General features: G+C 55.3%; 11 protein-coding genes. 2 read left to right on the top strand and 9 right to left on the bottom strand.

The genetic code is table 11. The features are described 5' to 3' along the window. Positions 1-46: 46 nt before the first annotated feature. The 7 genes from epsI to epsL form a co-directional block, all read right to left on the bottom strand. On the bottom strand, positions 47-727 hold the full coding sequence (gene epsI, locus AC2IBB_RS17010; RefSeq protein ID WP_486327962.1) for an exosortase-associated protein EpsI, B-type: 681 nt from the start codon (positions 725-727) through the stop codon (positions 47-49). Then, positions 720-1,607 carry an exosortase B gene (xrtB, locus tag AC2IBB_RS17005; protein ID WP_486327961.1) on the bottom strand — a complete coding sequence of 296 codons (888 nt, stop codon included), beginning with the start codon at positions 1,605-1,607 and terminating at the stop codon, positions 720-722. Before xrtB ends, epsI begins: the two co-directional genes overlap by 8 nt. Positions 1,608-1,635: 28 nt before the next feature. Next, positions 1,636-2,505, bottom strand: coding sequence for a chain length determinant protein tyrosine kinase EpsG (gene epsG, locus AC2IBB_RS17000; RefSeq protein WP_486327960.1), 870 nt, complete (start codon positions 2,503-2,505; stop codon positions 1,636-1,638). Beyond that, the gene (gene epsF / locus AC2IBB_RS16995; RefSeq protein WP_486327959.1) at positions 2,505-3,953 is read right to left on the bottom strand and encodes a chain length determinant protein EpsF; all 1,449 of its coding nucleotides are present in this window, start codon (positions 3,951-3,953) and stop codon (positions 2,505-2,507) included. The genes epsG and epsF overlap by 1 nt, the downstream gene beginning before the upstream one ends. 13 nt (positions 3,954-3,966) lie before the next feature. Beyond that, positions 3,967-4,806 carry a polysaccharide export protein EpsE gene (gene epsE / locus AC2IBB_RS16990; RefSeq protein WP_486327958.1) on the bottom strand — a complete coding sequence of 280 codons (840 nt, stop codon included), beginning with the start codon at positions 4,804-4,806 and terminating at the stop codon, positions 3,967-3,969. 15 nt (positions 4,807-4,821) lie between these two features. Then, positions 4,822-5,772 carry an EpsD family peptidyl-prolyl cis-trans isomerase gene (locus AC2IBB_RS16985; RefSeq protein ID WP_486327957.1) on the bottom strand — a complete coding sequence of 317 codons (951 nt, stop codon included), beginning with the start codon at positions 5,770-5,772 and terminating at the stop codon, positions 4,822-4,824. Between the two features lie 111 nt (positions 5,773-5,883). Further along, on the bottom strand, positions 5,884-7,104 hold the full coding sequence (gene epsL / locus AC2IBB_RS16980; protein ID WP_486327956.1) for an XrtB/PEP-CTERM-associated polysaccharide biosynthesis outer membrane protein EpsL: 1,221 nt from the start codon (positions 7,102-7,104) through the stop codon (positions 5,884-5,886). 412 nt (positions 7,105-7,516) lie between these two features. On the opposite strand from epsL, the gene AC2IBB_RS16975 reads away from it, so the two are divergent. Next, positions 7,517-7,810, top strand: a complete 294-nt coding sequence (locus AC2IBB_RS16975) for a hypothetical protein (protein WP_486327955.1) — start codon at positions 7,517-7,519, stop codon at positions 7,808-7,810. Between the two features lie 324 nt (positions 7,811-8,134). Here the strand turns inward: AC2IBB_RS16975 and AC2IBB_RS16970 are convergent, their stop codons facing one another. Further along, positions 8,135-8,812, bottom strand: a complete 678-nt coding sequence (locus tag AC2IBB_RS16970; RefSeq protein ID WP_486327954.1) for a PEP-CTERM sorting domain-containing protein — start codon at positions 8,810-8,812, stop codon at positions 8,135-8,137. Positions 8,813-9,542: 730 nt separating this feature from the next. Between AC2IBB_RS16970 and AC2IBB_RS16965 the strand changes: the two genes are divergently transcribed. Then, positions 9,543-10,289, top strand: a complete 747-nt coding sequence (locus tag AC2IBB_RS16965; protein WP_486327953.1) for a hypothetical protein — start codon at positions 9,543-9,545, stop codon at positions 10,287-10,289. A gap of 87 nt (positions 10,290-10,376) precedes the next feature. Here AC2IBB_RS16965 and AC2IBB_RS16960 read toward each other — a convergent pair whose 3' ends face one another. After that, positions 10,377-11,228: a 3-hydroxyacyl-CoA dehydrogenase family protein gene (locus tag AC2IBB_RS16960; protein WP_486327952.1), complete on the bottom strand. Its 852-nt coding sequence runs from the start codon at positions 11,226-11,228 to the stop codon at positions 10,377-10,379. Between the last annotated feature and the right edge of the window lie 20 nt (positions 11,229-11,248).

Here is an 11,248-nt window from a genome sequence, read left to right as displayed (position 1 = left end):
GATTTGCGTCAACTTACTGCATCCACCCGCCTGTCACGTCAATCCGTTACTGCGCCAATCCCGCCAGGCGCAACCGTGACGCTGGCGATATATCCATCAATAACGCGTCCACCAGCTCCCGTTGTTTCTGGAATGCGCGTATAGCGTTCTTATCCACGGAGGACACCCGAAACAGCAGTCCATCCGGAATATAGCCGCGAAAGCCGTAGCTGACTTCCTTCAGCTTTTTGTCGACTTTGTTGGCGATGACCTTCTCGCCCACCGTCGCCCAGTAGGTGACCGGCTCGAAGCGTTGCCCCTGAGATGTCAGCAGACGGGTTATCCTGATCTGACCGTAATCCGTATCCAGCAATCCGGATGTTTTGTCCGCCAAAGTAAAGCCCTGCGCCGGATAGCAGACTTCCGGATAGTGCATCTGAATGTCGTCGCGCTGGTCTTTACCGTAGGCGACGGAAACCATGACACGGTAACCCGAGTCATCCACATAGGTGCGCGACAGAGTCTGGCTATAGATTCGATCAATGGTCTGCTGAGTCTGCGGATCGACAATCTGCGCGCCGGTTTGCGGAACTTCACGCCAGTCGCCAAATACAGGGGGGATCATCGTATCCAGCTTCACGGTTGCGATGTGGTCGGACAGCATCTCTCTGGGCGTCAGGGCGTACGCCGACAATGCGGAGATCACCATGGCCGAACATGCGATCAGACTTGTTTTGTAGCTACGCACTGGACTCTGGCCTCCTTGCGTCGGGCGCTCCCCGTTTCAACGCCAGATGCAGTATGGAATCGGCGCCGATGATGAGCAGCAGTGCGGTCACAAATAACACCAGGCCAGCGAAGCTGTGCAGAAAGCCCTGCCCGGCCTCATCGCCGTAATGATAAGTAATCAACGTCAACGCCAGCACCCGGATGAAGTTGGCGACAAACGAGATCGGAATAATGGCGATGGCCAGCGCGACGTTACGCGTTACCGATTCATGACGCATGACGTGCAGATAAAACAATCCCATCGCCTCCAGCGTAAACAGCGTATGCAACCCGGCGCAGGCGTCGGCGATCAGCAGCCGATATTGGCCGACCTGCAGGATCACTCCAGAACGGGACACCGGGTACCCCGCCCAATAGAGCACCTGATCCACCGACCAGGACACTGCGGTTTTCATGGGCAGCGTCAGTGCGCTCACCAGGGGGCCTGGCAGCGGCGCCATAAAAATCATGAACAGCAGCGGAAACCACATCATTTTGACCGCCTCGCGACCTCTTAACAGTAACAGCAACCCCGCCACCACAGGGATTTGCGACCCCACTTCAAACAACAGGATGTCCTGAGAACGTCCCAATACATACAGAAACAGGCCCGCCGCCAATGCGACATAACCTTCCGTGTAGGCCGGAGCGAAGTCGAGATGGTGAATATCCTTCCGTTTCTTCCAAAAAAACCAGAGGATCAGAGTCAGAATAATCGGTTCATGGCCCTGCTCGCCTGACCGCCACTGGGAGCCTGCAAGGTCATAATAGGTAGGCAGATACAGCGCGACTACGCCTAAAAGTACGGGCGACCATTCGCTAATCGCCAGTGTCTGGGGTCGAGTGATCATCTGCTGCATGATGTTTCAGTGATTCGCGCTTGGGTTATCAGGTTTTGTTCAACAGGCTGCCGGCGATGGTGACGCCGTTTTGCTCCAGGTCCGCCACCAGAGACTTCAGCCCCCTTACCGCTGTTTTATGCTGGTTCGCCAGCACCAGCGCCCCACCCGCCTGTGCGGAAATCGGCTGCGCATCCGAGACGGATGATCCAGGCGGCGTATCGAAAATGACTATGTCGTAGTGCTCTTTCAGTTCCGCCATCAGTCCCGCAAAACGGGGCCGGCTGAGCAACTCCTGCGGATTGGGCGGAATCGCTCCCGCTGTCATCAGAGACAGCCCTTGCAAGCCCTCTATGCGTACAATCGCTTCCCGCCACGATATCCGATCAGCGAGCACCGCGGAGAAGCCGAACTTGTTGGAGCGCTTGAACAGCGCATGCTGTCGCGGCGAGCGCAGGTCAGCGTCCACGATCAAGGTGCGTTCTCCCAACTGGGAAAACACCACCGCCAGATTGGCGGCGACAAAGCTGCGGCCTTCGCCCTGGTTGGCGCTCACCACAGACAGGGCTTTACGCTGCGGCTGGCCATCGAACCAGCGCAGCAAAAGCTGACTGCGCAGCGCCCGCAGCTGCTCGACGATGTGGCTGAAAGGGTTGAAGGCGGCGACGACTTCGTGGCTGATGCGGTCGTCGGACGCCTGCAAGTAGGAGTAAACAAACTGTTGCGACAGCGCAAACTGAATATCCTGTTCTCCCAATAACCCCAACTGCAGCGCGGCGTCGCCAAAGCGGAGACCGGGCTTGCACTGTTGCAGACGGAGAACCTGTTCGGCCGCCGCCGGCTTCAGGCGTCCGCTGTCGATGAGGATAGCGCCAATCGAAGGCGAGTGGCTGCTGATAGTCTGAGATTCCATGGTCATTAGGCTTCTCCCGCCAACGGATAAGAGCCGCCCGCCATCGCGTCCGCTTTCAAGCCTGACGGTCTGGCGGTATCGGTCTTCCCTTCTTTTTTCTTCATCATGGATACTGGCGCTTTACTTAATTGCGCCAACACGGGAACGCCAAGTGCGGATTGCAGATCCTCTATGGAGCGCACGACAGGATTACGTAGCTCCAGAATCAAGGCGGCGCCCACAGACAACAGACCGCCCAACATCACCGCAATGACCAGATTGAGAAACAACATGGGCTTACTGTGTTTGAGAGGCGGCGAAGCCGGCGTCAGCACTGAGACATTGGTCTGCACCGTTTGCGCTTCCAACTGGCTTTGCGTGAGACGCTGGCTGATAGCGTCGAAATCGCGCTGCGCCGTCTCTACCTGGTGTGACAAAATCTGAATCTGATCATGCTGGCTCTTCAGCTCAAGCATTCTCTTCTTCTGCGCTTCAATCGCTTCTTTCAGCTCCGCCTGCTTGGCTTTGCTGACGCGCCCCACTGTGGATATCGACTCGGCGATTTTAGCGGTCTCCATGCGTAGCCGGGACTTCATACTGGACAGTTCGGAGGCGGCGCTTTTGTACTGCGGATGATTGACGCCATAGTCTTCCGACAACTCCTGCAGCCGCGACTCCATACGCGCGATGTCGGTTTTAAGCTGGATAATCAGCGGGTTGCGCATGATCTCCGGCAGTGTGTCGCTGCCCTGATTGAAGCCCTGCTTGCTGGAGGAGTCGGTTCCTTCCGCCAGCGCCAGGCTCAATTGCGCCGTCAGTTCGCCAAGTTTCTGGTTTTCAAAATCCAGCCGGTCGTTGGTCACCACGATGCCGGTTTCCTGTTGAAAATCCGACAGCGTTTTTTGCGCTTTCTGCAGTCGCGCGCGCTGGGTTTCATATTGCTGCTCGAACCAGGCGGCGTACTTTCTCGCCGGCTCCGCCCGCAGGTCGATAGTGGTGTCGATGTAAGCCTGCGCGAAAGCGTTGGCCGCTGTCGCGGCGAAACGCGGGTCCGTCGCGCTGAACTCCACGCTGATGACATTGCTTTCTCTGGCGGGACTGACTTCGAGCTTTTTTTTCAACCCCGGCGCCAGCCACACGGCAATGGTTCCCTGTCCGCCTGTTTCCTCCAGCCATTTTTCACGGGTCTCCGGGTTTTCGTCCAGCTGCAGCAATCGCACCACTCCCTGCGCCACGCGGTCGCTGGTGATAATGTCCATCTGCGTCGCCATATATCCTGGAGACATCATGCCCGGCAGCACCATGCCGACAATACGGTCGGGGGTCTGCACATCCAGAACCACCGTGGTGGACGCCGTATACTCTTTGGGAACGAGCAGACTGACCACCGCGGTCGTTATTATGGTGGCCGCCAGTACGCTCATCACCACCCAGCGTCGCGCCCACAGTACCAGTAATACATGCTTTAAGGTCATTGATTCGCCTTTCCTAAAACAGACTTTCGCGGATATAGATAACGTCGTCGGCGCGTACAAGGTCGTAGAGTTGCGACTCTTTTAACTCCACATCCCCTTTGGCGCCCTTGCGATACACCTTGATGCCGCTGTCGGTGCCGCGCAGGCTGATCCCGCCGCCCTGGGCCAGCGCCTGCTGAACGGTCATGTTGCGCTCAACCCGATAGACGCCGGGACGCTGCACCTCTCCGTAGATGTAGTAGACCGGCGCTTTGTCCACGTAGACAACGTCGCCGCCCGTCACCAGAATGTTATCGGTGCGGTCTCCCTCAGCGAAAATGGCGGGGAAATCCACGGCTTTATGGAAAGGCCGGCCATCGCGAATTCCCGACACCACCACGATGTCGGAACCCGATGGCGTGACGCCGCCAGCCATGGCCAGCACATCGGAGAGCCGGGTTTTCTGGGTTTCCAACGGGAAGCGACCGGGATGGCTCACCTGCCCCAATACAGAAACCTGATTGCCGCGAATCTGCAGCAACGTAATCGTGACTTGCGGGTCTTTCACGTATTTGCCCTGACGCAGGCCCGCCGCGATTTGTTGTTCCGCCGCGGCCAGGGTTTCACCGCCCAACTGCAGACTGCCGATCAATGGGTAAGTAATGCCGCCGTTTTCAGAGATGCGAGTATCCAGCGTCAGGTCAGGTTGCTGAAATACGTTAATGCGGATCGCATCTCCCGGAGCCAGGCGATAATTGAGGCCAGCGACGTCATCCGCCAGCGCCGGGGAGGCCAGAGACAACGCCAGCAGGCATAACAACATCATTATTTGCATATGCGTCAATTGCATGACGCGAGGAGTGAAAGCTTTCATTTTTTTCAGGCGCCACTACGCATCATTTCCCAGGTTCAAAGAAACGGCGTCAGCGTTGCGGATATCCTCCACGCCGTCGACGCCGGTTTTTTCAGTCTCCGTCTCTCCGTCCGGCGTGGGATCTGCGAGTCGCTTGAAATCGCCGACATACTCAATGGCGGCGCTGTTTTTAAGGCGCTCGACTTCTTCGGAGACCGTTTTCTGTACTTTGAGGTTATGGAGAAACTGGGTGATGCGGGGTTTGGCGTCCTCTTCCGACACCGGTCTTTGCTGTGACGCCGCGACCCTGACGACCAAATAGTTGTTAGGGCCCTGGAATAAGGTCATCGCGCCGTCTTCAAGCTGGGCCACCTGGGCCAGCAGCTCCAGGCCGATCTGTTCTGCGGAACGGTTTGCCGCATTGACGCGATACTTAACTCCCTCCGTTTTCAGCCAGGCGACAATGTCTTCCAGTCGTTCAGCCTCAATAACTTTAGAACTAAGCGGCCCATAAAGATTGTCTCTGGGCTCTATAGCGATTTCCTGCAGGCTGTATAGCTTGCGTTCAGCAAACAAGGCGGGATTTTCTTCATAGTATCGATGGATTTCTTCCGTCGATGGTTTGGGGAGGGAGGCGATCACTTGCTGCAGATAGGCGCGCGCGACGATTCCCTTCTTCATCGACTCAATCGCCATGACCACGTCAGGATTGCGGTCCAGTTTCAGCTCCACCGCCTTGTCATAGGCGACCTGCTGCTCCACCAGTTCATCCAGCGCCTGCGCGCGCGCCACATCAGAGCTGACGCCCTGGGAGGACTGTTTGGCGAGTATGGCGTTAAGCTGATGAATGGAGATTTCCGAACCGTTGACCTTAGCCACCACCTGGGTTGCGTCCGTCGCCTCGCCTGCGCCGCCGCACCCGGCCAAAGACCCCGTCAGGGCGGCCAGAAAGACAAACTTCGGAAAGGAAGTTCTATGGAGAAACATTGCTAAATCCTTTAGTTAAATATGTGCGGTGCGATTGACCAACACAGTTACACATTCCTACATGTGGGCTACATACTAAACCTAAAAATTTATGAGTGATAGTCATTCTCACTAAAAAGTAAAGGTTAACGACAACGTCGCCATGTCGCTGCTGAAATCGGCGTCCGCTTGATTCGACGCACGCGTCTCCCGCTGCAACGCCGCGCCTACCAGGACGCAGCTTACAGGGCTCCAGTCGCCCCCTAAAACCAGCGTTTGCAAGCGGTCTTCGCGGGCCTCCAGCCCCGTTAGCAGCCCTCCCTGATAGTCCCGCTCTTCATAGCGCCAACGCGCATGCAGGCTTATCTTGGCGGAATATCGCCACACCGGGCCTACGGACGCCATGCGGCGCCGATAATAGCTGCTGTTATAGTAAGCCTCGCCGCCAGCCAATTTACCGATATCAGTATTCGGCGAGCTTTGGTAAGACACCAGGTTTTGTTCCAGCGCAACGGACAGGCTGGTCGAACCGGTCCACTGATAATCCAGGCTCAGCCCGCCAATGAGGCCCTGGTAGTCTCGCTCGCCGTAGTGATCATGCTCGCGCTCTACATAACCCGCATTGCCTCTGATCCTGGATTTACCGCTGACGATCCACAGAAACCGCAATTCCGCGAGGCTCTGTTCAAAACCGGAGTCCACGCGATCTATCGCACTGGTCACCCGATTGGCGTAGTCGCCGTCCGTCTTGCGCAGAGACACAGAGAAGGTGTTGCCGGAAGGCTTCTCATAACCCACGCCTAGTTCCAGTGAGTCAGACTGATAGTCGCCTTCCACACGATACAGGGAGCTGTTCTCCTGTTCGTAATGCGCGCCGCCCGCCAGCAATTTCCAGCGCCCCGCCACTCGCCAGTCTGCGTCGAGGTAATAGCGGCGTCGGGTGCGGATATTTTGTTCAGTTCCGGAAAAATCGGCGAAGCTGTTGATGGATTCGTTGTAGTCGACGCCAAGAACGCCTTGTAAACGGCTGGTCGCCAGCCAGTCCCAGGCCGCCTCAGCTTCCCAGGCGGTGTAATCAAGGTAGTCGTACTGCTGATAACGGTTATCAGAGAAGCGGGCGTCCAGTTTGAGACGTTGTCGCGAAATGGTCTGCTCGCCGCTGACCGCGGCGAAGGCGGACACAATCTGCTCATTTTTTTCGGCGGACGTCGACCGGAACAGGTTGTCTTCATGGCGCAGCAGACTGCCTGCGCTGAACTCCCAGGCGTCCCCGACTTTCCCCTGCGCTCCGCCGCAGGAAAACAATGACAAGCCCGCAGTAATCCATGCGGCGCGTTTGATAGGACAGAACATTTGAATTCGTCACTCTCATTAGGAACGCGATCCTGCGTCCCCTGCAAATTTTAAGGCAAACGCCGCACCGGTCTACGCCTCAGCGCAGATGGCGCTCCAGTCTTGAAATGTCAGGTCTTGAATGAAGAAATACTAAGCCATGACGCGCGCTTCAAGCGACGGAAAATCCAAGATCCCTGGATGGCGTCTGTTTACACCAGCGCAGGCCATTCTAGAGGAGATTGGGTTTCCATACTATTACGAAAAAGACTAACTCGGCGAAGCCTGTTGCAAGCGCGCAGCCTCTTCGCCATGGGGCTGCTTTGATGACGGAGGTTGCACAACTTGCCCCGCATCAGCCGCAGATAAGCTAGACTGGTTATTAACAACCCCAAAGGACCATAACAAGCTGTGATTAGGGAGAACAAAAAGGATGACTCAATCTTTGATTGATAGCGACTGGCGCAAGTTGTTGATTGATGAAAACGTTGCCGATGAGCCCAAACGTCAACTCATCGACGCCAAACTTCTACAACTGCAGGACATCATGGCGAGACTGGATACGCCGGTTCAGGTGAAGCGCCTGCTCCCCTCCGCCTGCGATGCGCTGGAGCGCCTGAAGGAACAGGTTGGCGGCGAACAATTTTACCTCTATTACGGGCGTATCTCCGACCTGCTGCGAGTCATCAACAAAGAGCTTGATGTCTGCGGCATAGACGTCGACTAGCAGGCTTCCGCGCAAGCATGTGACCGGCTGCAGAAAGGAATGCCGCCAGGACACTGACGCAGGTGAAAAACAGTCAGGCGGCGCCTAGCCAGGACAGAACAAGAGCGGGAGTAATGGTCCCCCATGTCTCCCGCTTGTGTCATCAAGTTACATCAGTAGTAATCAAGCCGACAAACAGCGTCCTTCTATTTGCCTGAAACGACAGGTCCTGCACAGGTCAGGCCCTGTCTCCCGCGGCTGATCGCCGCGCAGGCGCATCCATGCGCCTGACTGTTAACCAGGCGGACAACCTGATTATCAACATGCCAATATCATTGCCATAGCTCACGCTTTCTGACTGCGGCGGCGGGCCACGTATCCAACGATACCCAGACCCGCCATCCACATGGCGTAGGCGTCAGCTTCGGGAACCATGGTGACTGCGGCGGTACCGAACTGATTGGAAGCAAAGTAGACGTCACCGATCAGTATGGATTCCGTGGCGCCATTCAGGGTGAGATCGATTTCACCGAGTTTGGTCTTCCACCCATTGAAAACGCTGTTGTTGTACGCGCCGATAATGCCCTCGTTCGCCGCGCCCGCATACCATTGAAAGCTGGTGATGTCGCCGTCCACAATGGTTAGTACGCCGCTATCCCCCTGCTGCGTATCGTCTGGGGTCCAGGTGACGCCGTCCGGCGCCTCCTGACGGGTCCCTTCGATGCCGCCCAGCATGCCGCTCACAATCGCCAAATTCAGGCCACTGGAGTTGATGCTCACTTGATGCGTACCTGTCAGGTAGTTATCGAAGTCAGGGAGAATAATCTGACCGAGAAAGGTCGCGTAGGAAGGATCTTCCATGAAGATGTCAGTGTATTCATCAATCGTTTGCTGGCTATGATGATTCGGGTCGAACGTCAAATCGACGCTGCCTGAAAAATCAAAAACCAGGGTACTGGCGCTAACGCCCATACTAACTACTGAAAGCGTTGTCGCCAGGACTGCCCCTCTAAAAGGATTCATGTTTAACTCCTTGTTTTATTGGGTTGAGGTCCATTTCCATTGGCGACGTCGAGTTTCTATTCAATACTTCCCTGCAATAGAAAGACGAAGCCGCCGACATGAATAATACTCATTCGTATAAAAAGAAAACAACTGTTGTCGCAATAAAAGACTAACTATCGTTACGCCTTTTCTCTCTGGGGGATCATAATATCGAGCTACGTGATAAAGCGTTCCGAGTCAGGCCGACGCCCTTTGAATCGCCCGCCAGTACAGAGTCTACGACAAGTTGAACTACGTCATCAGTACTTAATACCATGGCCCCGGAGAGCGGCTAATAGTCCGCTCTATAGTTGACATTAAACAGGCCGGGACGATTGTACAACTTCCCGCCATGCCCTTTTTTATGTCAGCGCCGCAATGACGATTATTTATGTATAGCCAGTTTTTATATATGCAACGACGGCTTTAGTCCCATAAGAAAACAACATAAGTCACATATGTATCAATTAGGTTACGATACATAATTATTTTCATCTTTCTGCGCTTTTCCCCTCGCATAACTGTTCAGATCAATTGGTTATAAATCCGCCGCCTCAGTACGACCCATATATAAATCCCTAATAAAAATAACGCATTGGAAAATAAGCCGTTGCAATAGTAATAACGACCCTCCTGCTGGGTGGACGGAATTGGACTAAGCTAGTTGAGTCGGGTTGTTTTGTTCTATCACTGAAATAAGGAAATTGCTATGAGCGACTATGTGATTGGCGGCTGGACGCAAAACCCTGCAGACTCTTCTCCTCAGTCTTTTTCTTACACCATGTACGGCATGGTGACCAACCTTTCCGGGCTAACGACCGGCACGCCTCAGTCTCCGGGGTGGAGTCCGGACACGACGGCTGCGCCTGGCGGATCGGGCAAAGTGCTTTGGACCTACGGCGGCGGTGGCTGCACGCCGAACAACATGCCGCAGAATGCGACGGAAGTGAGCGCTATCGTCAATGCGACGCAAAAGAAGAACTGGGCCGGCGTGGATTTTGATGACGAGTGCTACATGAATGTGGACATGCTGGTTGAGACGATGAGCAAGCTGAAATCTCTCAACAAAGAGTGCAGCTACACCTTTTTGGCCGGTTGGGATTACAACAACCCCAGCGCCTCCAGCGAGGGGACCAAGATCAATCAGGCGGTGCAAACCATGGCCCAATCCGGCGCGGTCAACCGCTTCTGCCTGATGTGCTATGCGGAAGCCATGTGGAGCATGAGCGATATTGAAGCCAATGTCGGCCCGGCTATTAAACGCACCATTTCCAACGGTGTTCCCGCCAACCAGGTGATACTGGCGCTGACGCCCGCCGGATTGAACTCCGAAAACCTGAATTACTTTCTCAATGAAGTGACGCAAAACAGCATTGGCGGCCTCTTTATCTGGGACTACCCCGCCCTGCCCAGCAAGTATCTGCAGCAGATTGAGCAGACGCTGTTGGGCGCCTGAATTTCATTAAGCGACAGGACCTGCGCAGCTCAGGCCCTGTCTTCCGCGGCTTGTCGCGTCAGAGAGTAATGCTGGTAAGAAGAAAAGTCAGTAAGAGTAAAACCCCTTGCCGGTCTTGCGGCCCAAATGGCCCGCATCCACCATGCTGCGCATTAACGGACAGACCCGGTATTTCGAATCCTGAAAAGTCTGATAAAGCACATCCAGCGAGTTCACCACGGTGTCGACGCCGATCAGGTCCGCCGTCTCCAGCGGCCCCATTTTATGGCCGAAGCACTCTTTGAAGATGGCGTCCACATCCGCAGGTTGCGCGATGCCGTCCTGAATAGCGAACGCCGCTTCATTCATGAAAAGGTGAGAGATGCGGTTGGAGACAAAACCAGGGCCGTCTTTCACCACCACCGCTTTTTTGCCCAGCATCGCCAGCATTTCCAGACAGCGGTCTTGGGTTTGCTCTGACGTATTCAGGCCCAGTATCACTTCCACCGTGTGTTTCAGGTAAACCGGGTTCATGAAGTGAACGCCAATGACCTGCGCCGAGGTTTTATGGAAAGACCCCAGCTTGGTGATGGGAATGCAGGAGGTGTTGGCCGCCAGAACGGCGTTGGGCGCAATAAACTCGGCCATGCGGGCATATAGCGCCTGTTTAAGCTCGATGTTTTCCGGGATATTCTCCACCACAAACGCGCAATCAGAGATCGCGCTCAGCTCATTCGTCCAGCGAATGTTGTCCAGAATATCCTGTGGTTTCTTCCCTTTCGCCAGTGGGCTGAACAACGGCGCGTAACCCGCCGTCTCCAGCACCCGCGCCCGACTTTGCTCGCAGGACGGCTCGTCTTTTTCAACCACGACGACATGATGGCCGCGCAGTGCGCAATCAAACGCCAGACTGGAGCCGATGTTACCGCCGCCAATCACGGCAATATTTAGTTTTGACATACAAACTTCTTCCTTGTTGT

It is taken from the genome of Hahella sp. NS-SX17 (assembly GCF_057367735.1).
This window is presented reverse-complemented; position numbering and strand designations above follow the sequence as displayed.

What these genes read in the sequence shown, in the direction of transcription:
- AC2IBB_RS16975 (WP_486327955.1), top strand. Translation starts at nt 7,517, where the DNA reads ATGACTCAATCTTTGATTGATAGCGACTGGCGCAAGTTGTTGATTGAT.
- epsG (WP_486327960.1), bottom strand. Translation starts at nt 2,505, where the DNA reads ATGACCATGGAATCTCAGACTATCAGCAGCCACTCGCCTTCGATTGGC.
- AC2IBB_RS16970 (WP_486327954.1), bottom strand. Translation starts at nt 8,812, where the DNA reads ATGAATCCTTTTAGAGGGGCAGTCCTGGCGACAACGCTTTCAGTAGTT.
- epsE (WP_486327958.1), bottom strand. Translation starts at nt 4,806, where the DNA reads ATGAAAGCTTTCACTCCTCGCGTCATGCAATTGACGCATATGCAAATA.
- AC2IBB_RS16960 (WP_486327952.1), bottom strand. Translation starts at nt 11,228, where the DNA reads ATGTCAAAACTAAATATTGCCGTGATTGGCGGCGGTAACATCGGCTCC.
- AC2IBB_RS16965 (WP_486327953.1), top strand. Translation starts at nt 9,543, where the DNA reads ATGAGCGACTATGTGATTGGCGGCTGGACGCAAAACCCTGCAGACTCT.
- epsL (WP_486327956.1), bottom strand. Translation starts at nt 7,104, where the DNA reads ATGTTCTGTCCTATCAAACGCGCCGCATGGATTACTGCGGGCTTGTCA.
- epsF (WP_486327959.1), bottom strand. Translation starts at nt 3,953, where the DNA reads ATGACCTTAAAGCATGTATTACTGGTACTGTGGGCGCGACGCTGGGTG.
- xrtB (WP_486327961.1), bottom strand. Translation starts at nt 1,607, where the DNA reads ATGCAGCAGATGATCACTCGACCCCAGACACTGGCGATTAGCGAATGG.
- AC2IBB_RS16985 (WP_486327957.1), bottom strand. Translation starts at nt 5,772, where the DNA reads ATGTTTCTCCATAGAACTTCCTTTCCGAAGTTTGTCTTTCTGGCCGCC.